The following is a 24,188-nucleotide window of genomic DNA, read 5'->3' on the forward strand; positions in this document are numbered from 1 at the left end:
TGAATTAATAACCTGGGTTCTGTGACCATCTGCCACCTGCTAAATCAATCTCCACCTGAGGAATAGGAAACAATTCATGCTTTCCTACCTGAAAACCGGAAATAGCTTCAGCCGCTTTTCCAGTCCTAACCAAATCCCAAAATCTGTAACCTTCACCGGAAAGCTCCAATCTCCTTTCGCGGTAAATATCTTCCAGTAATTGGTTACCTGAACTTGTAATGTCCGGCACTCCCGCCCTTTGTCGTACTTTGTTCAATTCTGTTCTTGCGCGGGCATCGTTTCCAATTTGTGCAAAGGCTTCGGCAGCCATCAATAAAACATCGGCATAACGTATCGCACGGTAATTTAAAGGGCTTGTAAGATCGTCATCCGGAAGACCTCTTTCAAAATCTCTCTTGATGTACTTATTGTTATAATAACCTGTGTGACCTCCTCCTCCAATCATGTAGGATATCTCTGAAGGGTTGGGCTGTGCAGCTATAAAGGCATCGAGATCAAGAATTGTTACTTCCCTACGAGGGTCATTCCCGAAAAAATCATATAAATTCTGAGTAGGAAGATTGTAGCTGTTGCCATCTCCATAGAAAGGTCCAACATAATTCCTGATACCATGGAAGCCAGGGGCAGGATTTCCCTGCAAGCAAACAAGGCAGCCATAATCCCCTCCCTGCAATCCGGAATGCTGAATAGTAAACACATCCTCACTGCTGTTCTGATTTGCAACCAACCACATGGATCTCATATCAGCCACCAAGGCATATCCGGCCTGATTGGTGGTGATCAATTCGTCCAATACCTGCGCTGCCTCAGCAAATTTTTGCTGGTACAACAATACCTTGCCTTTCAAGGCCATAGCAGCACCTTTTGTAATCCTACCAACTTCAGGATTGGTCCAGTTAAGCACCCGGATAGCCCGGTCCAGATCTCTTTCTATCTGCTCATATACCTGTGCTTTGGGAGTTCTATTAATTTGAAATACTTCATTGATGGATGCTCTTCTATCGACAATCAAGGGAACATCTCCAAAGTAATTCACCAAGGTAAAGTAGAAGTAAGCCCTGATAAAAGAAATCTCGGCCATCAGACGTTCTTTTGATGGAAAGTCAATTTTATTTTCATTTTCGAAGATGAAATTTGCCCGGGCAATTCCCGCATAATTAAAGCGCATCACATCCCGTAATTCATTATTGACTCCCCCATGCCTCATGCCGTCAATTTCATGAAGACCTTGGGTATCGTTTACACTTTCACCACCTGCTATGGAATTATCAGATGCGATTTCACCTATCCAAACTTGCAGGTAATTGGTCTGCATCAAATCATAAACCCCGATCACAGCCCTTTGAAAATCCTCTTCGGTATTGAAGAAATTTTCTGCATCCTGAACAAATTCAGGTTCAATATCCAACCATTGGTCACAAGAGACCAAGGACATGGTTAAGGCCAAAATAATGATATATAGCTTTTTCATGTTTCTTAAAATCTAAAGTTTAGTCCACCCATGATAACTCTCGCCTGTGGAAATATACCGTTATCCACACCTGCAAAAAGAGGATTGCCAGATCCCACATCTGGGTCAAAGCCCATATACCTGGTCAAAGTGATCAGGTTATTGGCCGCTACATAGAAACGCATGGATTTGATTCCAATCTTACCTGAAATTTGTTCAGGAAGTGTATAACCTACTTGGACGTTTCTAAGTCTTACAAAAGATCCATCTTCAACAAAGAAGTCTGAAAAAACGGTATTTCTGGTCTGTCCAGTAGTCAATCTTGGGATATCATTAGAAGTGCCCGGGCCTGTCCATCGGTTTACATTGTAAGCCAGTTGATTGGCAAAAGGCTGCTGTCTCTCATAGTTTCTGATAATATCCTGACCAATAGCGGCATACACATTTGCAGAGAAATCAAAACCTTTGTAATCCACTGACAGGTTAAGTCCCATGATAAAATCTGGGATTGGAGAACCGATCATAGTACGGTCTGAATCGTCACTGAAATTGATGACACCATCACCATTGATGTCTACAAAACGGAGATCTCCAGGTCTTGCATCAGGCTGTCTGACCGGACTAGAGGCAATTTCTTCGGCTGTCTGCCAGATTCCATCTGTTTGGAAGCCAACAAAATAACCAATTGGGAATCCTTCCTGGAACCTGGTAGCAATGTTGCCTCCGACACCAAATGCAGCCCCTGGAATAAAGTCTAAACCTTCAGGAACTTTGGTAACCCTATTCCTTATGAATGTAGCATTATAATCCACCCTAAAGTTGACCCCTTTAGGTCTGGAAGTTCCATAACCGATTTCCAGCTCGAGACCTTTATTGGATACATTACCTGCATTGATTACCGGTGGAAAACCACCTGGGCCATAAGAACCCAACAAGGCGGAAACTTCAGGTTGGAAAAGAAGGTCCCTTGTATCTTTGATGAAGTAATTAGCTGTAAAATCTATTGCTTTGAACAAAGTGAAGTCCAAACCAATATTAGTCTGAAGTGTAGTCTCCCATTTCAAATCAGGATTGCTTGTAGCTCCAATTGCTGCTCCATTTATAATGAAGTCATTGAAAACATACCTGGCCAATCCATTCATCAGACCTCTATATCTAAAAAGACCGATTTGGTCATTACCTGATACACCAAAGCTGGCACGAAGTTTCATAAAGTCAATAGCATTTGAATTGAAGAAACTTTCATCAGAAACCACCCAGCCTCCGGAAACAGTGGGGAAGTAACCAATCCTGTTGTTAGGACCAAAATTGGTTGAACCATCTCTTCTCAGTATAGCTGAAAACATATACCTGCCCTTGAATTCATATTCCCCTCTGATAAAAGATGAAATCAATCGTTGTTGGGTCTGGAAGGAGCCAGTTTGGTTCAAAAATCCTCCTGGAGCCTGATTGGCAGAAATATCAGCAAAAGCAAAATCATTATTTGGAATGTTGAATGCTGTACCATTTAGGCCCATGTTTCTATTACCAAAGTAACTTACTCCTAAAGTTCCTTTTACCCTATGTATACCATCAAATCTCCTATCATAATTCAGAAAGGATTCCAGGTTGTAGTCTAAAAATGAATCCCTGTTTTCAAAAACAGAAGCTCCCCTTTCAATCAATGTACCGCCAACATCAACCAACACTGGGTCCAGATTTTCATTTCTGGCAGTATTTGCAAATTTGCCAGGTCCAAACCACGCCAGAGGAGAAAAGGCTTTTCCATCCACCAAAGCGAAATTATATCCTGCCCTTCCGTTAAGGTTAAAGTGCTCATTTATCTTATAGGAAAGCTCCTGCTTACCTACCAGTTTATTTACAAAAGTCTCATTGAAAGTATTTTCTATTTGAGCCAATGGGTTGATGATATCTGCTACATTTTCCAGATATGAAAATCTATTTCCTACAAATACTGGCTCAGTAGGATAAGCATTGATGGTATTGAATAATACAGAACCGATTCCACCCTGAGGAATTCCACTGGTCTGTTCATGTGTATATAAAAAGACACTTGTCAATTTCAATTTTGGAGCAATTTCTGTCACAAAATTGATTCGGGCATTATACCGTTCAAAGTTGGACCTTGGACCACCCACAATCCCTTGTTGGCCGAAATATCCTCCGCCAATAGAATAAGATGTCTTTTCAGATCCTCCGTTTACTGAAATTGTATGCTCCTGAATGGGTGCAGTTTGGAAAACTTCACTTTGCCAATCCGTGCCTAAACCAAGGTTTACATTAGCAAATGGTGGAGCCATCCCACCAGCTGCAAATGCCTCGTTTTTTAATATAGCATATTCCCTTGCATTTAAAAGATTGAGTTTTCTTGCAGTTTCCTGAACACCATAATAGCTACTAAATTCCAAAGACGGCTTACTGCTCAATGAACCTTTCTTCGTTTCAATAATGATAACTCCGTTTGCAGCTCTTACTCCATAAATACCGGCAGTGCCGTCTTTGAGTACGTTAATGGATTCTATATCATTGGGATTTAGAGAATTAAGGCCGGCTGCATCAAAAATAACTCCATCGACCAAGATCAGGGGATTGTTATTTCCAAAGGTACCCAATCCACGAATTCTTATATTGGAAGTGCCTCCAGGAGCTCCGGAATTAGTTGTAATGGTAACCCCTGAAAGTTTGCCCTGTAAGGCTTGGTCAACCCTTGGCATATTCATTTTGGCTACATCCTCACCTTGGACTTGTGAAACTGCGCCAGTCAGTTCTTTCCTTGTTGCCGTACCATAACCTACGACCAAGACTTCCCCCAAAGAAGTTATTTCGGATACCAGGTTCACTTTTATGGATGGCTCGGATCCTACAGTAATAGTTTGGGGTTTAAATCCAACGAAGCTAACCCTTAATTGGTCACCAGGACTTGCTGAAAGCGTAAAATATCCGTCTAAATCGGTCACTGTACCAGTGGTCGTGCCCACCTTCAAAACGCTGGCACCCGGTATAGGATCTCCCCTATCATCAAGTACCTGTCCCCTTATGGAACCAGTCTGTGCAAACAATGAAAATTGTATGTACAGCGTAAAGAATAATGTAAATAATTTTTTCATGTATTTTGGATTTACAATGCCTGCACAATCACGACAAATGGATACAACAAACAAAAAATTCAGATACATCATAACTACATCAAATGGAAAAAACTGATTTCACAAAAACTCATCAAAAAATGAAAAAAATGTCAATTTTGATGTTTTTGAAGACCTTTTCAAATCAAAAATAAATTTCAATATCATTGACCTATTATACATCAAACTTTTTTCATAACTTTCTTATCAGGCACAATAGTCAAATGGTCCAATGAAAAAATTACTACAGGTAATTCCTTTCTTAATTCTTGCTTTACCAAGTTTTGCCCAAGAATTTGGCATTCCATTTTCAAAGTATTATTCAAGCAAAGAGTACAATGGAGGTATTCAGAATTTCTCTATTGGTCAGGATCAAAATGGTTTGATTTACGTGGCAAATAATTTTGGGCTCCTGGAATATGATGGCACTACCTGGGAAAGGCACCCCCTTCCCAATAGTACCAAAATCCGGGATTTGCTAATTGAAAACAATAAAAGGATCTACATTGCCGGGCAGGGACAATTAGGTTATTTTAGACCGAACCATATTGGCAGGATGGAATTCATTTCATGGATTACCCAACTCCCATTGAAATACCAAAATGTAGAAGAAGTCTGGAAAATTTTTAAAATCCACGAAAGGTTAATTTTCTGCACGATTAAGAATCTATTCATTTTCGATCAAAATGGAGCTTTGGTGAATATAATAGAAAGTATAGGCGAATTTGAAAGCTTTCACCTCAGCAATAACCAACTCTATTTTCAAGATTCTGAAAAGGGGCTATTGAAGCTTGAAAAAAATGAAGCAGTTCTTCTTTCAGATATGGCCAAACTGAAAACTGAACTATTGAGCGGAATTCTGGAAACTACTTCAGGGGAATTGCAGGTTTTCACCGAAAAGGGCGAAATTTACCTTTTTTCCTCTCAGAACCTAAACTCATGGAGTCCATTAAACCTGCCAAAACTTAGCAAAGTCAACAAGGCTATTAGACTAAGAAATGGGAATATTGCTGTCGGAACCCAGTATGACGGGCTGTACATTTTAAAGGAAAATGGAAGCCTTGAACTCCACATGAATCAGGAAAAAGGACTGCAAAACAATACTGTGATTTCAATTTTTGAAGATAAGAGCGGTAATTTATGGCTAGGCCATAACAATGGTATTACACTTTTGGAATTGAGTTTACCTTTTAGGTTGCTTGGCCCAGAGAAAGGGATTTTGGGTACTGGCTATGCAGCCAAACTATTCCAAGAAGATATTTATTTGGGAACCAATATAGAGACAGGAAAAATGTCGGGGAGTGGAGAAAAAATAACTAAAATCTCTAATTCTGAGGGACAGGCTTACAGCTTTGGCCAAATTGAAGGAAATTTGTTAATGGGCCATAATGAAGGAGCATTTTTGATCAAAAACGACAGAGCAGATCCTATTCCAGGAGTCAAAGGAGTCTGGGGTTTTCTCCCATTAAAAGACAGACCTAATTTGATTTTAGCAGGCACATACAAAGGCTTGGTTTTGTTTGAGGAAAAGAATGGAAACTACTTTTTTGTAAGAAAGCTTAAAGGTTTTGAGGAATCTTGCAGACTGATTCAACAGGATGAATTAGGGAATATTTGGATGTCACATGGATATAAAGGAATTTATAAATTGTCCCTATCAGATGACCTGACAGAAGTAAACTATAAGTTTTATGGAAATAAGGAAGGTTTACCTACCAATTTACTGAATTCGGTTTGGAAAATAGGTGGAAGGGTGGTTTTTACCACGGAATATGGGATATATATATACAATCCATCAACAGACAGGTTTGAAAAGGATGCTGTTTTTAGCCCCTATTTTGACAATGAATTTCTGATCACCAGTTTGGTAGAAGACCCGATTGGGAATATTTTTTATATCGGTAATAAAGAAGTGGGGGTTTTAGAAAAACAATCAGACGGCACTTTCCAAAAAAACCACCAGATTTTCAATAAGATAATTCCGCTATTGAACGATGATCTGCAAAATGTTTCACTCTTAAGGTCAAATGAGGTCCTGTTTGCTGCCAATGAGGGATTCATTTGGTACAAACTTGATATTAACAAAATCATGCCTCCTACTTATCCTGCCTTTATTAAAGCAGTATATCTGACAAAACCAGGAGATTCGCTTTTGGCTTTGGGAAAGCATATTGAAATGATGGAACAAAAGTTCGGAACAGAAGGCAAGGGACTAGAACTCCCTTTTAACCAAGCTGATATTCGTTTTGAATTTACCAATAGTATCCCCAACAATGAAAATACCACCCAATTCAGATTTTGGCTGGAAGGTCTTGAAAGTGAATATGGGGAATGGACAAATAAAAGGGACAAGGCCTATACCAATCTGAGAGAAGGAAAATACACTTTTCATGTCCAAAGCAAAGATATCTATGGACAGATAGCAGAGGCTATACCTTTCAATTTCACCGTTCTACCACCTTGGTACAGAACCTCATTGGCGTGGTTCATCTATTTGATAGCATCAGTTCTTTTCTTATTGCTTGCCTACAAAAAGGTGGATAAACAATATCAAAAAAAGACTCAGGCCTTAACCGCCAGACAAAAGAAAGAATTGGAAGAAAAATCCAAAGATCTCAGAAACTCCCAACAAGAACTTGAAAAATTGAAAACTGAAAAATTAGAAGTTGAAATTGAGAATAAAAACAAGGAACTGGCCTCTGCTACCATGCATTTACTGAATAAAAATGGTTTTATAGATCAAACGAAATCCCAACTTTCGCTGATTATCAAAAAAAGTAAAAACCAAGAGGTTAAAAATGAGCTCCAAAAAGTCATACACAGCATTGACAAGAATATTGCTGAAGATGACGATTGGAAGCAGTTTGAAATCCACTTTGATCAGGTTCATGGGGATTTTATGCACAGGTTTAAAAGGGCTTATCCAAATTTGAGCCCTCAGGAAATAAAATTGACAGCCTATTTAAGAATGAACCTTTCAACAAAAGAGATTGCCTTTTTGATGAATATTAGCCCGAGGGGAGTTGAAATTTCCCGATATAGGTTAAGAAAAAAACTGCAATTAGAAAGAAGTGACAACCTTCAGGAGTTTATTCTGAAGTTTTAATTTGATTCTCAATTACGGAAGACCCATCAACTAGAATGAAGACACAAAACATATTTTAAGCTTTCCAAATCATATAACCGGTATATGGATAGGTCTAATCCAAATATCCTCTTTTTAATTCCATACAAGCAAGGGAACCTTAAGTATTAACTCAAGGTTACTACTACTATAGGAAACCTATCCAAGTTTAGTTAACTTGTAAAACAAATTCCCAAAGGACATGTACAGAAGTTCTATAGCAAAAATTTTTTCTGCAAACCTCCAGGGTATTGCTTTGCTATACATATGTACTACACATAACAAAGCCTTTGTAAAGTAACCCCTGCTAATATTTTCTTGACTATTTAGCGGGGGAAAAATCCAAGAATTCCTTTCACTTCATTGAATCCTATTCAGAACAACAGTTTTGAAGGAATCCTATTCAAAAATTTATATAAAATCAATTTCAATGATACCTGTATTAAAAATCTCAGACCATCAGATCATTAAAAATCTGATAGAAAATGCTCACCCCAGCCAAAGAACAAAAGAAATGGGGTCCTTACAAAATGAATTGCGGAGGGCTAAAATAGTAGATGACAAAAAAATAAAAGACAATGTCATTCAGCTAAATTCTTACTTCGAAGTTAGAGAAATCAGTAGTGGTAACCGACTTTGTTTTACCTTAACCTTACCTGCTGATGCTAATCTTCAAGATAAAAAAATCTCTATTCTTTCTCCTCTTGGAGTGGCCTTGATAGGATTCCAAGAAGGAAAAGAGTTTGAATGGCAACTTCCTGCTGGTGTCCGAAAATTTTTAATTGAAAAAGTTTCAAAGTCATTACCGGTCTAAGCTTATTCCTCTTTCATTCCAACCTTGCTTTTCGAAAATTAAGAACAGCAAGGTTTTTTTATGTAGCCAATAAATTTTCATTTAAGAAAGAAATACAATCCCAATCCTATTAATCGATCTTTAGTATTTCTAATAGTGGCATTATCAGTGTGGGAATGACAGCAGCGCTATTGAATATGGCCCTTTAATTTATATGGATATTATGTTGTTGGATCCCAAAACCAATTTGCCTTTTTGTATTAATTTGCTGAAACCCTACATTGGATCCCTAATGATCTGATTCAGCAGCCTTCTTTAAGGCCTTATTCATATGTTCGAAGCTTTCCCTCGTCTGCTGGCCAATTTTCTTTAAGATCATCTTACTCATTAGGCCTGAAAAATTCTCCCCATGGATCAATTTCACCTGATTAGGGTGGATTTCTTCGATATGAAAAAAATGATGCCCATCAAAGAGTCCTTTAAACCATAATTTTCCTTGCCAATCAAAGTACTTATTGGGTTCTACTTTTAAAACCTTGGGTTTAAAAGTTATGAATCTATCGCCATTTTTCATGGTATTGACCAAATAGCTTTCAGGAATCGCCAGACCTTGACTCTTTACAATAAATGGATTCCAATGCTGATATTTATCGAAATCGGTGAGAATATCCCAAACCTTTTCTTTGGAAGCATTAATAATAATTTCTGTCCTGATTTTCATTACCTTAAGTTTAGAAGCTTATTGCAAAGGTAGATGTTGATTACCCCTGGGTTCATTAACAATTGTTAATTTATTCAGATTCCTTCAACCTTTTCCTTATCCGGCTCAGGCTCACCGGTGTGATACCTAAAAATGAAGCAATATAATGCTGCGGAACACGCAGAAGTAGGTCTTTATGTTCTTCTTCAAACTTTCGGTATCTTTCTTCCGGACTATCTAAAATAAAGGAAGACAGAATTCGCTGTGCATTGATAAAGCGCAGTTCCGCTACTTTTCTGGTAATGATATGCATTTTGGGTAAAGTCTGGTAGAGTTCCTCCATGCCCTTTTTATCAATGACCAATAACTCACATTCCTCCAAAGTTTCCAAAGTTTGATTGCTCGGTTGTTGTTTTAAAAAAGAATCATAACTGCTGGCAAAGAGGCCTTCCTGAAAAATAAAACCGGTTATCTCCTCCCCTTCTTTGGTGTAATACAAACGGATCAACCCCTTATTGATAAAATAAACCTCTTTGGCTACCTGCCCTTCTTCTGCCAATTTAAATTTTTTGGGTACCTGACGGAATACAAATGCTTCTTCCAAGATTGCTTTCTCCTTTTCAGAAAGTTCTACTAGATTTTTTAATGTGTTATGAAAAAGCTGGCGCATATAGAAAATACAGATCCAAATACAAAATAGCTAAATTGGTTAAAATCCTTCAAGCCAGTTCAAATAACTGAAATCCTTTTTAGAATCCAATTTCTTTCCTTAGCATCTATAAATCCTTAACCATTTTGTTTAATATGATCATCCGAAATCATACCACTATCTCAATTTCAAAGAATTTACATGTAAATTAGAATTAATATCCACGAATAAATGTCCGCCAAGACGGACATTTATTCATGGATATTGGTTTGAAATCGTAGGTTTATTCTATCGTGATGATTCTACTGGCAAGAAAGCGGACAATCGTGTTTTTTAATAAGATTTAGCCAGGAATCAAAGTTTTTTTTGACTGGAATTTGTTTGTTAGCCCAATTCAAAATCCATAGTAGGTTTTCACCAATTCATCCATCACCCAATTGGTCCTTGCTCCTGAATTTCCGGTACTTGGACATTTCCCCCTTCCTAAAAGGTCTTCCACAATGGATTTGATAAGAGGTTGTTGGATATGGTAAGGCAATTCCAGTTCAAAGTGCTGCCTGTCTTCCCCGTCTTTTTCCAGGGTAAATTCTCCTTTGCCAAAGATCTCGAAACTGATTTTACCTTTGCTGCCATAGATGGTAATCTCATCAACTTCAGCACTTTGAGAGGCTGTAAAACACCAGTTTCCAGAGCCTATCACTCCATTCTCAAAAACAAAACTGCCAACAACCAAATCTTCTGCTTCATAAGCCCTGGCCTGATTGACAGCGAATCCCTGGACTTTTTGAACCGGTCCAAAAAAGAAATCCAAAAGATCCAATTGATGGGAAGCCAGGTCAAAGAAATAGCCTCCGCCGGCAACTTTAGGATCGATCCTCCAATTATTCTCCAAGTGTACTACTATATCTGGCTTAAGAACCTGTTTGAGGTTGATATGGACAGTCCTTACCTCTCCTATTGCTCCTTCCTCCATCATTTTTTTGATCTGTAAAAAGTGGGGCAATGCCCTTCTGTAATAAGCCACATAGAGTGGAACATTTGCTCTTTCACAGACAGCAATCATTTCTTGGCATTCAGCATAATTCCTGGCCATGGGCTTCTCAACATACACCGGCTTACCTGCTTCTGCTGCCAATTTGGTATATGGTAAATGCATATGCGGCGGGGTAGCAATGTAAACCGCATTGACATCGGGATCATCAACAAGGTCCTGGGCTGAGGTGTACCATTTGGGAACGCCATGTCTTGCTGCATAATCTCTGACCTTATCCTCATCCCTTCGCATGACAGCGACCAGTTTGCTGTTCGGCACCAGGTTCATGGCAGGGGCAGATTTTCTTTCGCAAACATTTCCTACGCCAATCACCCCCCATCTGACCTCATTGTCTTTTATTTTTTTCATGTTTGAAATATAATCAACTTTATGAAAGCAGGAAAGCCAGCTGTCCACCCTTCTATTTATATTTAAAGCATGCTGAGCCAAAAAAATCTTTTCCTTCAACTTTTCAAAAAATTTGAAAAATCAGTTCAAAATACTTTAAATTTCAGTAGCTAAACATCGACAAGAGCACTTTTATACCGCTTCTATTTTATGACCGAACCATTGAAATACCCTGTTGGTACTTTTAGAGTACAAGGTGAATTTTCTGAAAGCCAGATCAATACCTACATTCAGGATATCAAAGAATTTCCTGGATTGCTGAAAAAAGAAGTTTCCAAACTTGATGAAAAGGACCTGGATACAACTTACAGACCAGGAGGCTGGACTTTGAGGCAAGTGATCCATCACTGTGCGGATAGCCATATGAACAGTTTTATCCGGTTCAAACTTGCACTAACTGAAGAAAACCCTACTGTTAAGCCATATCATGAAGATTTATGGGCCAAAGGACTTGATTATCTAGAAATGCCAGTATCTGATTCTATTTCCATCTTAGAAGGACTTCATGCCAGATGGGTCAAACTATTGGAAGCGATGCAAGCAAGTGATTTCAAAAGGACATTTTACCATCCCGAGATGAAAAAAGAAGTAGCCTTGGATCGAAACCTCGCCATGTATTCCTGGCATTGTAAGCATCATTTGGGGCATATCAAGATTATTTCAAGCACAAAATAAAGCCTAAATAAAAATAGATTTTGGAAATTGAACATACTGGCCTTAGTTTCAAGCCATGATTAAATTGATCGAATGCCCAAGGGATGCCATGCAGGGTAGAGAACGCTTTATTGATACAGCCATCAAAGCGGCATATATTAACCAGTTGTTGCAGGTTGGTTTTGACACAGTAGATTTCGGGAGTTTTGTAAGCCCTAAAGCCATACCCCAGATGAGGGATACTGCCGAAGTGCTTTCACTTTTGGACCTGCACCAATCCAAATCAAAATTACTTGCCATTGTCGCCAATGAAAGAGGTGCCAATGAAGCCTTATTTTTTGAAGAAATCGATTATTTGGGTTTCCCCTTATCTCTTTCAGAAACCTTCCAACAAAGAAACACCAACAAGTCCATACAAGAGGCGCTTGTTACGATAGAAGAAATACAGAATCTGTGCGAAACAAAAGGTAAAACTTTGGTGACATACCTGAGTATGGGATTTGGAAATCCTTATGGGGATCCCTATTCTCCTGATCTGGTTGCTGAATTTGTTAAAAATCTCAATGACCTTGACATAAAAATCATTTCTTTTGCGGACACGATTGGCTCGGCCGAACCTTCCCTAATAGCCGAACTCTACAAAGTAAATGCAGAGACCTATCCTACTATAGAATTCGGAATGCACCTGCATACCAGACCTCAGGACTTGAGACCAAAAATTGAAGCTGCCCTAAACGCGGGTTGCAAAAGGTTTGACGGCGCCCTCAAAGGCTTTGGAGGCTGCCCTATGGCAAAAGATGAACTCGTAGGAAATGTGGCGACAGAAAACCTGATCCGTATTTTGGAAGAAAAGGGATACGAAAACCATCTGGATAAAAATGAATTTTCCGAAGCCATGAAATTGGCCCAGGTGGTTTTTAGCTGATCAATCCCCAATTATTACCGCTTGAAGTTTAATTTTTCTTAGCTCTAAGGATAGGTATATCTTTGGGGATAGAAAGACATGAAAAGAATTTCCATCATAGCCAATCTTACCAGAATTCACCGGAGGATCCATAAGTGGGTTAGCATTCCTTTTGTGTTTTTTCTTATCCTAATAGGGGTTACTGCGATTTTACTGGCTTGGAAAAAAGAACTGCATTTGATTCCTAAGACCCAAAAAACCAAGATGGAATCACCCTCTACTTGGATTCCTGTTGAAAAAATCCTGGAGATTGGCAGTCAGTATATGAGGGATAGTTTGCATAAGGAAAGTATTATAGACCGCTTGGATATTCGACCGGAAAAAGGCATCGTTAAGATCATTTTCAAATACCATTTTACAGAAGTCCAGATAGATGGATACTCGGGAGAGATCCTATCTGTAGCCCAAAGAAATTCTGACCTTATTGAAAAAATCCACGATGGAAGCATTTTGGATTTTTGGGGAAGATCAGATTCGGAATCCAGTAAACAAATTTATTCCACTTTAACCTCCTTAGCTTTGATTGTATTGGGTATTTCCGGGTTTTATCTATGGTATAATCCCAAAAGAATGAAAAAGATTAAAAAAGGCTCTTAGTTAGGCTGCAACAAAAGGTGTTTTTTTTGCCTAATTTTTATATTTGTTGAATAGCAGGACCCCAATATGGAAAAAGAGGTTTTTGATTTTTGGCAATTCTTTGCAGGTATAGGCATATTTCTTTGGGGCATGCACCAATTGGAAAATGCCATCAAAGAGTTGGGTGGTAAATCCTTTAGAAACCTACTGCAAAAATTTACAGATTCCTCAATTAAAGGAATCTTGATAGGAACATTCATTACGGCAGTTCTACAAAGCAGTTCCCTAGTGACACTTATGGTTTTGGCTTTTTTGGGTGCAGGAATGATCCAGCTCAAAAATGCCATTGGGATAATTCTCGGTGCCAATTTAGGCACAACAGTTACCGCTTGGATTGTGGCTACGCTGGGCTTCAAACTGAGTGTTGCGGATTTTGCTATGCCGTTTTTAGCCTTTGGCAGTATTTTTTCTTTGTTCTTTTCAAGCAGGCCCCAGGTACGTGAGACCGGTGTTTTTTTGGTTGGCTTTGGTCTGCTTTTTTTAGGATTGGATTTTATGAAAACCGCCATTGAAAATGTATCTGACCATATCGACCTGGAGGCATTCCATCAATATGGTTTATGGATCTACTTACTTATAGGTATTGTGGTGACAGCTTTGATCCAATCCAGTTCTGCTATGGTGGTCATTATCCTTAGTTCTATGAACGCTGGCCTGATTTCTTTATTGGAGGGAGCAGTCCTGATCATCGGAGCCAACATAGGTACTACAATTACAGTAGCCATAGGTGCCCTGAAGGGGTCCGCTGATAAAAAAAGACTGGCCCTATCCCATTTTCTTTTCAATTTGGTTACTGGCTGTCTGGTTTTTGTTTTTATACGCCAGTTGGTAGATTTTACTATGGCCTTCTTCTCGATCAAAGATCCTTTGATGGAGTTGGTTTTTTTAAATACCATTATCAATTTGATTGGCATCATCCTGTTCTTTCCTTTCATTTCTAATTTGGAAAAATGGCTCAAAACCAGATTCCTTTCTGCTGAACCAGAAGGAGTATCACTGTATGTCAAAAATGTAAGTGTGCAGATCCCGGAAGCAGCCATTGCTGCGCTGAAAAAAGAGATCCAGGTAGCATTTGACAAGACAGTCAGTTTTATGGCCAATGTTTGGGATGGAAATTCAGCCAATAATGTCTCTATCTGGAGAAAAATATTGTTCCAACCTAAGGATTTGATGGCAGAATATAAGTCAATCAAAAAACTGGAAGATGAACTTACAGCCTATCATATCGATCTTCAGGAACAAAACCTTTCCCTTGAAGAAGCCAAATTACTGACTTCACTAATGCTTTCTTTGAGGACTATGGTCTATGCGACAAAAGATTTAAAAGATGTGATGCACAATATCGAAGATATGTCAGATGAGGATGATCCTATTGCCAGAGAATTCTACGAGGAACTTAAAAAATATACTTTTCACTTTATTGATAGGGTCAAAATATATATCCATGAGGAAGATCAGCAGGCTACAATCCCGGATTGGGTGGGAGAAAATGCCAAGCAGTACAAAAAATGGATCCATGACCTATATGAAAGGATAAAAACCACCACACCCGAATTTCCTGTTTCAACCTTGACCAATGTCATCAAACAAGTAGTTTCGAGTTTGGACAACTTGGGAAGTTCCAGTATTTACTGGAAATTGAAGAAAAAAGAAGTATTGGATATGGAATAAAAAAAGGTTACTTATCAATTTTGATTGCATTAGGCCTTGCAATCAACAAGAATCAAAGTAACCTTTAATGATTTTCCGCAATCATACCACTAACTGAATTTCATAGAATTTACCGCTAAATTAGAATCAATAACCATCAATAACTTGTTCACCAAGGCGGACCCAATATCAATTTATATCAGTATGGTTATAAACCGCATTATAAATGATTACTTGTATCATTGCGGATTTAAAGATAACCCTTTAATCAATTTGGCCTTTTCTATCTAAGATTTATCCAAATTTTACACTGAGCACAGGAATATCGGTCTTATAAAGCACTGTATCTGTTACGCCTATTTGGTACGAGGATTTGCCTGTTCTATTGGAAGAAGCAATACCGATAAATCCGATTTTATTTTTTTCAGCAAACTCAATGATCCCTTTTTCCGGTTCTTGATGACAGTAAATTTGCTTATGGATAACCATATCCTCCAAACCTTTTGCATACAAATCCATCTTTTTTTGTGCCTCACAGGAATTTACGAAAGCACTTGGCGTATTGACAAAAAGAAAATGAACCGAAGTATGGAAGGATTTAATAAAAGGTTTCATTTTTACAAAAGAAGGCTTGGATTCCTCATTGAACATAGAAGCAAATGCCATTTTCCTAAGCTGGTTTCCATTCATGACCTTTTTAACTGCCAATACAGGACAATCAGCGTTTCTAATTACTTTTTGAAGGTTTGAACCTAAAAATTTTTCTTTGCTGTGTTCTTTACCATGCGCTCCAAGAACAATTAAATCCGCCTTATGAGAATTTGCCAGTTCAACAATCACTTCATGGGGAATCCCAACTTCTACAACAGCCTCCACTGGCACCCCTCCTAATTTATGATCCATTACATAAGCTTTCAATTTATCCTTGGCCTCAGCTTCAGCATCAAGGATATCCGGAAGGGATTTCTTTTTCTCTGCACTTAGATTTTTCCAGTCCAAACCTGAACTCACCACATTGACACAAGTGATCGTGCTGTTTTCTTTGTCTGCAATTTTAAGAGCTGTCAAAAATGCACTATCAGCATAAGAAGAGTAATCGATAGGAACTATGATTCGTTTCATGGCTAGAAGGTGTTTTGGTTAACAGATTACCAAATATGCTAAAATCCCTTTTCTAAAACCCTGATGTAAATCATATAAAAGCGTGATTATTAACGCATTTATATTAGTTGACTGATACTAATTTTGAGCATAAGATTTATTAACCAAACACAAAATCAGCTATGAAATTAGAAGGAAAATATGCGATCATCACAGGTGGTGCCGGGGGTATAGGAAAAGCAACCGCCAAGCTGTTTTTAGATGAAGGAGCAGCTGGAGTACTATTGGTTGACTTATTGGAGAAAAATCTTGAAGAAGCTAAAAAAGAATTAGGAGATAAGAGAGTTTATACTTACGCCGCCAATGTGAGTAAGGCCACTGGAGTAAAAGCTTATACTGATAAAGCAGTTGATTTATTCGGGAAGATAGATGTTGTCTTTTTAAATGCAGGAACAGAAGGTGTTGTAAAATCATTGACTGAATACACTGAAGAAGAGTTTGATTTGGTCATCGATGTGAATGTCAAAGGGGTTTGGCTGGGCATGAAATACGCATTCCCCCAAATGGAAAAAAATGGTGGATCAATCATCATCACTTCTTCAGTTGCAGGATTGACCGGTACACCCAAGATGATTGCTTACACTACCAGCAAGCATGCTGTAATTGGCACCATGCGGGTGGCCGCAAAAGAAGGTGCTCCATTCAATATCCGGGTCAATACCATACATCCAGGACCAGTGGAAAACAGAATGATGCGTTCTCTGGAAGACCAAATGGCTCCTGGTGCTGGAGCCGAAGTCAAAAAAGGTTTTGAAAGCATGGTTCCTTTGGGAAGGTATGCTTTGAATGAAGATATTGCAAACATGGCGGCCTTTTTGGCTTCTGATGATGCTAAATATATTACCGGAGCGACTTTTGTTGTTGACGGTGGTTTTAGTGCTTAAATAATAGGTTTGGTGGTTGAAAAGGGCCGGGTAATTTATCCGGCCTTTTTCTATTGTAACTTTTATCACTAAATTAGAGGAAGACCTAAGGCTACTTTTAAACAAATTTTGAATTATGGAACTTGAGGACCTGAAATTAAAGCTTCCGAATATCACTGACCCCAGTTTATTGAATGCGCTGTTGGAAAATGGTACTATTCATGAATTTTCAGCAGGAAAAATCATAACTGAGCCGGGGCAATTTATCAAAATGGTGCCAATTGTTTTGGAAGGAGCCATCAAAATTCTGAGAATGGATGAAGATGGTAAGGAGTTGTTTCTCTATTATTTGGAGCCCGGCGAAACATGCGCTTTATCCCTTACTTGTTGCTCAGCATCCAAGCCAAGTGAAATCAAAGCTGTGGCAGAAGAAAAAACAGTTATCCTTGGTATACCTATAACTAAACATGAACAATGGCTGGACCAGTTCAAGCAATGGAAGGACTTTGTGGCAATGACTTACCAAAACAGGTTCCATGAAATGCTGGTAGCATTGGATGCGGTGGCCTTCAAAAGAATGGATGAAAGGCTGATGCGCTACATAGTGACCAAAATGAAGCAGCATAAGACCAATGAGCTACATATTACCCATCAGGAAATCGCCAATGAACTGGGTACTTCCAGAGAAGTAATTTCCAGGCTTCTAAAGCAGTTGGAAAAGAAAAAGTGGATTGAGTTGGGGAGAAACGTTATTTATATCAGAGACGACTTTGAGGAGTTGATCAGCGCTTAAAGGCTTCTAGAAATTTGCAATTTCGAGAAAGATACAGCGGATTAGTAATCTGTAAGATAGACATTTAAAAGAAAAGAAGGATTGGATATCCTATTTATCACTCTTCGGGATTGCAAATCCCAAAGAGCAAAAAAATGCTGCCCAGAAGGCAGCATTTTCTTCATTTTCATATGTCAATCATTATATCAAGCTGTTGCCGGTACAATATTGTATTTCTTCTTCAGGTCATGGACTAAGCCTGTGGAGAAATCAAAAACCCAAGCATGCAGATTAATTTTTTCTCCCTTGGCAATCGCTTTCTTGTAAACAGAAGTCTGTTTGATGTTCTGTATTTGTTCCAGGACATTGAGTTCAACGAGCTTGTTTAGCCTTTCATTTTCATCTGCTATCAGATTCAGTTCGGCTTTATGGTGACGGATCACATCTTTGATCGTTGCCAACCAATTGTCAATCAAACCATTGTTATTGTTTTCATAAGCAGTTTTTATCCCTCCACAACCATAATGTCCATAGACTATGATATCCTTAATACCCAAATTTTCTACAGCATACTGCATGACAGAAAGGAAGTTAAGGTCAGTATGGGACACCAAATTGGCTATATTCCTGTGAATAAATAGGTCCCCTAAATCAGTTCCCAGTACTTTGGAAGGTGACACCCGGCTATCTGAACAGCCCAGGAGAAGGGCCTTTGGGGATTGCCCCTCCTTTAGGGTATCAAAATACCCTTCTTGGGAAGCCAAGGTTTCAGCAGCCCATTGCTTATTGTATTCGAGGTATTTATTGAGATCTATCTGGCACATTATTTTGAATCGGTTTGTATGGCGTAAGGTGAATATTTTTCAAGGAAATCAACATCAATTTCGTGGTCGAAGGCTGCTACAGCTGAATTGTCATCTAGGAAGACATGGTCAGACCCCACAGATTCCAGTATTCCCCATCTGTTAAGGACATCTCTGACAGGGCCTTTGATGCTGCTCATACATACATCTATGCCTGACTTTCTCCAGGTGTTGATCCATTCATTCAATTCATGGGACCCTGTACTATCGATATTGGTTACTGATTCCATATTGAAGACAATCATTTTGACTTGGTTATTCTTTTTGGAAATCCATTTGTCAATTTTGTCTTTGATGTACTCTACATTGGCAAAATATATTGGTCCATCCACCCTTATCATCAACAAATCATCCCTTTCGATAAGGTTATTAAACCTTTTCACATTCCTGAAGATATTGGTGCCGGGCACCCTTCCCAATTGGGCCATATGGGGTCTGGAAGCCCTGTAGATGACGACAATAAGAGAAAGTACCATACCAGCAATGATTCCCGTTTCAATTCCCAAAGTCAAGGTAATGATGAAAGTAGCAATCAACATGGCAAAGTCAGACTTGTCCTTATGCCATAGGTGGATTGGTTCTTTGTAATCAATCAAACCGGATACGGCTACTAAAACCACCGCAGCCAAAATGGCACTAGGAAGGTTGTAGAATAATCCGGTAAAAAATAACAAGGTCAATACTATCAAGACAGCACTAAAGATGGATGCCAAAGCGGTTTTTGCCCCTGCATCATTATTGACTGCTGTCCTGGAAAATCCACCTGTTACAGGGTAACCCCTGAAGAAAGCTGCTCCAAAGTTGGCCATGCCCAGTCCGATCAATTCCTGATTGGCATCCAGCCTATAGTTTTTATGCTTTGCCTGAATGGTTTTGGCTACGGCAAAACTCTCTGCAAAACCCACCAGTGAAATGGTCAACGCGATAGGCAATAAAGTACTCCAAACTTCCATATCAAAGGAAGGAGAGGAAAGACTCGGCAAGCCACTTGGTACATCCCCAACAATCTTTACACCTTGAGAAGTCAGGTCAAACCCGGAGACCAATGCGATACCCACAATCACAGCTACAAGCGGTGCAGGGAAACTCTTATGGATTTTTTTTCCGTATTTGATTATAACGATACCGATGACACCTATTCCAAAAGTCAGCCAGTGGATGTCCCCTATGTTTTGGGCAATGGCTACAATCATTTCCTGAATGTGTTCAGAATTGGGAAGATTGATCCTAAAAAGGTGTTTGATCTGACTCAATCCTATGATGATCGCTGCAGCAGAAGTAAAGCCATTGATTACGGGATGGGACAGGAAATTCACGACAAAACCCAGTCTCAATAAGCCCATTCCAAACTGTATCAGGCCTACCAAAAAGGCTAAAGATAATGCATACAACAAGTATTGTTCAGGTGAAGCTGGATTCAAACTGGCAATTCCGGCAGCAGTAAGCAAGGAAACCATGGCAACAGGCCCAACAGCCAGCTGTCTGGATGTTCCGAAGATGGCATACAATAACAAAGGAACAGTTACGGCATACAGACCATGGATGGGTTCCAATCCGGCCAACATGGCATAGGCCATACCTTGAGGAATCAACATGATCCCTACTGTAAGGCCTGCAGAAAGGTCTCCCTGAAGATCTGATTTTTTGTAATTAGGCAACCAGTCCAAAATGGGCAAAAAGCCCTTGATCTTAGAGGCAATGCTATTATTCATGATGTTTTTTTCTCTTAATCTGGAAATCTAATGAAGGGATTCATTTACCCTAATTTTGATAAACAAAAGTCCAAACTTTCAAAAAGATAATCGGTGATGTTTGTTACACGTATGGTTTAAATAAAAAATTCCTTCCTCAAGTCATTGTTTTAAAATAAATTCCAATGATTCAAGGACAAGGATGTTATAAAATATTTGCAAGTAATCAATCAAATGATTGTTTGAATTCGAGCATATTAAACTTTACTTCTGGATACTTTGTCTCGATTTTGGTTGAAGCTTGCCTCAAAGAATCAAAATCAAAAAAAGAGCGATTGCGAGACCAATTTTAAATTAGGCAATTAAAATTGGGTAAAGACTAATGGTCTTGGCTCCTTAATATAATCTGTATTTGTCCCGCAACGCCATGTAAGCCTCAAGATCCTTCTGCCATCCGGCCCTAATGGCTGTCTCTGACTTTCCTGAAAGAATATCCTTTCTCAATTCATCTGTTCCGGCCAGCTTATCAAAGAAATTATTGAAGAACTTTTCCTTCTTTCCTGAAAGCTCATATGCCTTTAGGAGGTATTTGAGTGTAAATTGATGATCCAAAGGTTCATTTCGCAAATCCTCCCCATAACATAATTTACCCTGTTGGGGCGGATTTTTGGACATGCCAACAATACTTACAGGAGTAAAGGTAAAATCCCCAAATTTTGGATCAGGATAACCATATACCTGAAATGGGAAATAAGTACCCCTTCCCAAAGAGACATCCGTTCCTTCAAAATAACATAGAGATGGATAGAGCCGTATTGCGGTATCATTTGGAAGGTTTGGAGATGGCTTTACAGGTAGTGAATAAGCCAGGCTATGGTCCCAATTTTTAACAGGAATAACCTGAATGGGCGCTTGCACAACTCCTTTTAACCAACCTTCTCCATTAATCATCCCTGCCAACTCCCCTACTGTAAGTCCATGTACCACCGGAATCGGATGCATTCCCACAAAGCTCTCAAAACCTTTTTTCAAAACAGGACCGTCCACATAATTGCCATTAGGGTTAGGTCTGTCAAAAATCAATAAGGGCATATTGTTTTCAGCGCAGCTTTCCATGACATAATGCATGGTACTGATATAAGTATAAAATCTCACCCCCACATCTTGTAAATCATAAATCAGAATATCAATATCCTTTAAGGACTCTTTGGATGGTTTTTTATTTTCACCATAAAGTGACACAACGGGCAAGCCTGTGCTCTTATCCACTTCTGATTTGATGGCTTCTCCTGCATCTGCATCCCCTCTGAAACCATGTTCAGGCACAAAAACTTTCTTCACGTCCACCCCTTCCATCATCAGGAAATCTACCAAATGCATGTTGTTATGACTGGTTAATATGGAAGTCTGATTTACAACCAATCCTACCCTTTTCCCTTCCAGCAAAGGGAGATAGACATTTGGTTGGTCGGCTGCAGGAAGAATAATTTCCTTCTTTTCAGCTCCAAGTAAAGGGTTATTTTTTTGTGGATTTTTACAAAATGCCAGGGAGCTAATTAAAAAACTGAAAAGAATCATCAATTTCAAGGACTTCATAGTTATTTTGCGCTAGATTTCGACCAAATTAATAAATTCTTTGAACCTTTCTTATTTCATTGCCAAAAGAATAAGTTTTAAAAGAACTGGTGGTTTCACAGGAACCATCCACCGCATTGCTGTGGCCTCAGTGGCCATTGGTATCGCCATATCCCTGATATCTTTCATGATACTAGGAGGATTCCAAAACGAGATCTCCAACAAGGTTTTTGCTTTCACAGGACATTTTCAGGTCATGCGTTTTATGTCTGGCAATGCATTTGAAGAATCCCCAACTTCCAAAAAATCAGATTTTTTTAGAGACTATTCCGGTCAGGACTACATTGTCCATGTACAGTCATTTGCCCACAAGCCCGGTCTGCTTAAAGGTGACAATGAAGTAGAAGGAGTCTTGATGAAGGGTGTGGGACCTGAATTTGACACTTTGGCTTTCAAAAACTCAATCAAAAAAGGGCGCTTTATTCAATTTTCTGATTCCTCTGCTTCCAATGAAGTAATGCTTAGTACCAAAATTGCTAATAAGCTCTTATTGGATGTCGGGGACCGTGTGACAATGTATTTTGTGCAAGAACCTCCACGTTTTAGAAGACTGGAAATCGTAGGCCTTTATGAAACCTTATTGGAAAACTTCGACGACAAAATCATTATTGGTGACATTCAGACCATTAGAAACCTCAATGCCTGGACAGATGATCAGGTAGGTGGTTTTGAAGTATTTGTAAAGGATTCCAAAAAATTGGAGGAATACATTGATCCCTTATATGAAGTTTTGGATTATGATCTCAAACTTGTCAAAGTAAAGGACAAGTACATGGAAATTTTTGACTGGCTTCATTTACTCAACAACAATGTTTATATTTTTCTTGGACTCATTCTTTTCGTTGCTGCATTTAATATGGTTTCCATTCTATTTATCCTGATTATGGAAAGGACCCAGATGATAGGTATATTAAAAGCTCTAGGGGCAAGAAACAGTCAGATCCGTAGAATTTTTGTTTGGAATGGGATTAGGATTATTGGTAGAGGAATGCTGATCGGCAATACATTGGCTCTGGGATTTGGATGGCTTCAGGATAAGTTCAGACTGATTCCATTGGATCCGGAAAATTACTACATGAGCTTTGTTCCAATTTTTTGGAATTGGCCTGTATTTATCATACTGAATGCTATGGTCCTACTTGTAACTAGTCTGGTCTTATTTCTGCCAGCTATGGTGATCAGCAATATACAGCCTATTAAATCTATTCGCTTTGATTAGGCCTATACCGGACAAAAAGGCTTTTGAATTTCATATAAATAACCCCGAAAACTGCCTCCCTGAAGATATTGGTACTCATTTTTGAGCTTCCCTTTGTTCTATCTGTAAAAATTATGGGAATTTCAATGATTTTAAAACCCAATTTCCAGGCAGTAAACTTCATTTCTATCTGGAAAGCATAGCCGATAAACCTAATTTTATTTAAATTGATGGCCTGCAATACCCTACGGTGATAACATTTAAAGCCTGCTGTCGCATCCTTAATAGGCATCCCGGTAATAAACTGTACATATTTGCTGGCAAAAAAGGACATCAAAACCCTACCCATAGGCCAGTTGACCACATTGACACCCTTAATATACCTGGAACCAATCGCCATATCATAACCCTCCTCTTCACAAGCCTTCCACAATCTTATCAGGTCTTTGGGATCATGGGAAAAATCGGCATCCATTTCAAAAATGTATTGGTAGCCACTAACCAAGCCATAGCGGAACCCTTCTATATAGGCTGTTCCCAAACCTAATTTACCTTCCCTCTGAATCAGGTGTAACCTTTCGGGGAATTCTTTCTTAAGACCTTTTACTATTTCAGCAGTGCCATCAGGAGAATTGTCATCAATCACTAATAATTCAAAATTACCGTCCAGTCCCATGACCACACGGACCATGTCCTCCATGTTTTCCTTTTCATTGAAGGTAGGAATGATGACGAGTTTATCTTTATTCATAGAATCTAAAAGCCAAAAATATAATTTCTATCAGGTAATTACAGACCAAAAATCAAAAAATCATAAAA

19 protein-coding genes are annotated in these 24,188 nt (G+C 38.9%); 9 read left to right on the forward strand and 10 right to left on the reverse strand.

Annotation, left to right across the window (positions count from 1 at the left end; all coding sequences use genetic code 11):
- Positions 1-4: 4 nt before the first annotated feature.
- On the reverse strand, positions 5-1,471 hold the full coding sequence (locus CLV48_RS03685; protein ID WP_106565846.1) for a RagB/SusD family nutrient uptake outer membrane protein: 1,467 nt from the start codon (positions 1,469-1,471) through the stop codon (positions 5-7).
- 5 nt (positions 1,472-1,476) lie between these two features.
- Positions 1,477-4,557 (reverse strand): SusC/RagA family TonB-linked outer membrane protein, encoded by a 3,081-nt coding sequence (locus tag CLV48_RS03690; protein ID WP_106566131.1) that lies wholly within the window; start codon positions 4,555-4,557, stop codon positions 1,477-1,479.
- A gap of 250 nt (positions 4,558-4,807) precedes the next feature.
- Here CLV48_RS03690 and CLV48_RS03695 point away from each other — a divergent pair, with 250 nt between their 5' ends.
- Both CLV48_RS03695 and CLV48_RS03700 read left to right on the forward strand, forming a co-directional pair.
- Positions 4,808-7,681: a ligand-binding sensor domain-containing protein gene (locus CLV48_RS03695; protein WP_106565847.1), complete on the forward strand. Its 2,874-nt coding sequence runs from the start codon at positions 4,808-4,810 to the stop codon at positions 7,679-7,681.
- 448 nt (positions 7,682-8,129) lie between these two features.
- A complete protein-coding gene (locus CLV48_RS03700; protein WP_106565848.1) occupies positions 8,130-8,513 on the forward strand; it encodes a GreA/GreB family elongation factor in 384 nt (127 codons plus the stop codon).
- A gap of 268 nt (positions 8,514-8,781) precedes the next feature.
- Here CLV48_RS03700 and CLV48_RS03705 read toward each other — a convergent pair whose 3' ends face one another.
- The 3 genes from CLV48_RS03705 to CLV48_RS03715 all read right to left on the reverse strand — a co-directional run bounded on the left by CLV48_RS03705 (position 8,782) and on the right by CLV48_RS03715 (position 11,243).
- Positions 8,782-9,213 carry an SRPBCC domain-containing protein gene (locus tag CLV48_RS03705; protein WP_106565849.1) on the reverse strand — a complete coding sequence of 144 codons (432 nt, stop codon included), beginning with the start codon at positions 9,211-9,213 and terminating at the stop codon, positions 8,782-8,784.
- A 70-nt stretch (positions 9,214-9,283) separates the two neighbouring features.
- A complete protein-coding gene (locus tag CLV48_RS03710) occupies positions 9,284-9,862 on the reverse strand; it encodes a Crp/Fnr family transcriptional regulator (RefSeq protein ID WP_106565850.1) in 579 nt (192 codons plus the stop codon).
- 373 nt (positions 9,863-10,235) lie between these two features.
- Positions 10,236-11,243, reverse strand: coding sequence for a Gfo/Idh/MocA family protein (locus CLV48_RS03715; protein ID WP_106566132.1), 1,008 nt, complete (start codon positions 11,241-11,243; stop codon positions 10,236-10,238).
- Positions 11,244-11,432: 189 nt separating this feature from the next.
- On the opposite strand from CLV48_RS03715, the gene CLV48_RS03720 reads away from it, so the two are divergent.
- The 4 genes from CLV48_RS03720 (at position 11,433) to CLV48_RS03735 (ending at position 15,207) form a co-directional block, all read left to right on the forward strand.
- A complete protein-coding gene (locus CLV48_RS03720) occupies positions 11,433-11,957 on the forward strand; it encodes a YfiT family bacillithiol transferase (RefSeq protein ID WP_106565851.1) in 525 nt (174 codons plus the stop codon).
- 55 nt (positions 11,958-12,012) lie between these two features.
- On the forward strand, positions 12,013-12,861 hold the full coding sequence (locus CLV48_RS03725) for a hydroxymethylglutaryl-CoA lyase (protein WP_106565852.1): 849 nt from the start codon (positions 12,013-12,015) through the stop codon (positions 12,859-12,861).
- A gap of 78 nt (positions 12,862-12,939) precedes the next feature.
- Positions 12,940-13,497 (forward strand): PepSY-associated TM helix domain-containing protein, encoded by a 558-nt coding sequence (locus CLV48_RS03730; RefSeq protein ID WP_106565853.1) that lies wholly within the window; start codon positions 12,940-12,942, stop codon positions 13,495-13,497.
- A gap of 66 nt (positions 13,498-13,563) precedes the next feature.
- Positions 13,564-15,207 carry a Na/Pi cotransporter family protein gene (locus CLV48_RS03735; protein ID WP_106565854.1) on the forward strand — a complete coding sequence of 548 codons (1,644 nt, stop codon included), beginning with the start codon at positions 13,564-13,566 and terminating at the stop codon, positions 15,205-15,207.
- A gap of 273 nt (positions 15,208-15,480) precedes the next feature.
- Here CLV48_RS03735 and CLV48_RS03740 read toward each other — a convergent pair whose 3' ends face one another.
- Positions 15,481-16,308, reverse strand: coding sequence for a universal stress protein (locus CLV48_RS03740; protein ID WP_106565855.1), 828 nt, complete (start codon positions 16,306-16,308; stop codon positions 15,481-15,483).
- 161 nt (positions 16,309-16,469) lie between these two features.
- Here CLV48_RS03740 and CLV48_RS03745 point away from each other — a divergent pair, with 161 nt between their 5' ends.
- Positions 16,470-17,231 carry an SDR family NAD(P)-dependent oxidoreductase gene (locus CLV48_RS03745; RefSeq protein ID WP_106565856.1) on the forward strand — a complete coding sequence of 254 codons (762 nt, stop codon included), beginning with the start codon at positions 16,470-16,472 and terminating at the stop codon, positions 17,229-17,231.
- Between the two features lie 115 nt (positions 17,232-17,346).
- Complete coding sequence (locus CLV48_RS03750) at positions 17,347-18,003, forward strand: Crp/Fnr family transcriptional regulator (RefSeq protein WP_106565857.1); 657 nt, start codon at positions 17,347-17,349, stop codon at positions 18,001-18,003.
- 185 nt (positions 18,004-18,188) lie between these two features.
- Here the strand turns inward: CLV48_RS03750 and CLV48_RS03755 are convergent, their stop codons facing one another.
- From CLV48_RS03755 to CLV48_RS03765, 3 genes are all read right to left on the reverse strand, one after another.
- Positions 18,189-18,806 carry a carbonic anhydrase gene (locus CLV48_RS03755; RefSeq protein WP_106565858.1) on the reverse strand — a complete coding sequence of 206 codons (618 nt, stop codon included), beginning with the start codon at positions 18,804-18,806 and terminating at the stop codon, positions 18,189-18,191.
- On the reverse strand, positions 18,806-20,557 hold the full coding sequence (locus CLV48_RS03760) for a SulP family inorganic anion transporter (protein ID WP_106565859.1): 1,752 nt from the start codon (positions 20,555-20,557) through the stop codon (positions 18,806-18,808). The genes CLV48_RS03755 and CLV48_RS03760 overlap by 1 nt, the downstream gene beginning before the upstream one ends.
- A 375-nt stretch (positions 20,558-20,932) precedes the next feature.
- Positions 20,933-22,132, reverse strand: a complete 1,200-nt coding sequence (locus CLV48_RS03765) for an exo-beta-N-acetylmuramidase NamZ family protein (RefSeq protein WP_106565860.1) — start codon at positions 22,130-22,132, stop codon at positions 20,933-20,935.
- Between the two features lie 40 nt (positions 22,133-22,172).
- Between CLV48_RS03765 and CLV48_RS03770 the strand changes: the two genes are divergently transcribed.
- Positions 22,173-23,390, forward strand: coding sequence for an ABC transporter permease (locus CLV48_RS03770; protein WP_106565861.1), 1,218 nt, complete (start codon positions 22,173-22,175; stop codon positions 23,388-23,390).
- On the opposite strand, the gene CLV48_RS03775 is transcribed toward CLV48_RS03770, so the two are convergent.
- The gene (locus CLV48_RS03775) at positions 23,374-24,120 is read right to left on the reverse strand and encodes a polyprenol monophosphomannose synthase (RefSeq protein WP_106565862.1); all 747 of its coding nucleotides are present in this window, start codon (positions 24,118-24,120) and stop codon (positions 23,374-23,376) included. The two genes, CLV48_RS03770 and CLV48_RS03775, sit on opposite strands and share 17 nt — an antisense overlap.
- Between the last annotated feature and the right edge of the window lie 68 nt (positions 24,121-24,188).

The sequence above is a fragment of the Cecembia rubra genome, assembly GCF_003014575.1.
GTDB lineage: Bacteria > Bacteroidota > Bacteroidia > Cytophagales > Cyclobacteriaceae > Cecembia_A > Cecembia_A rubra.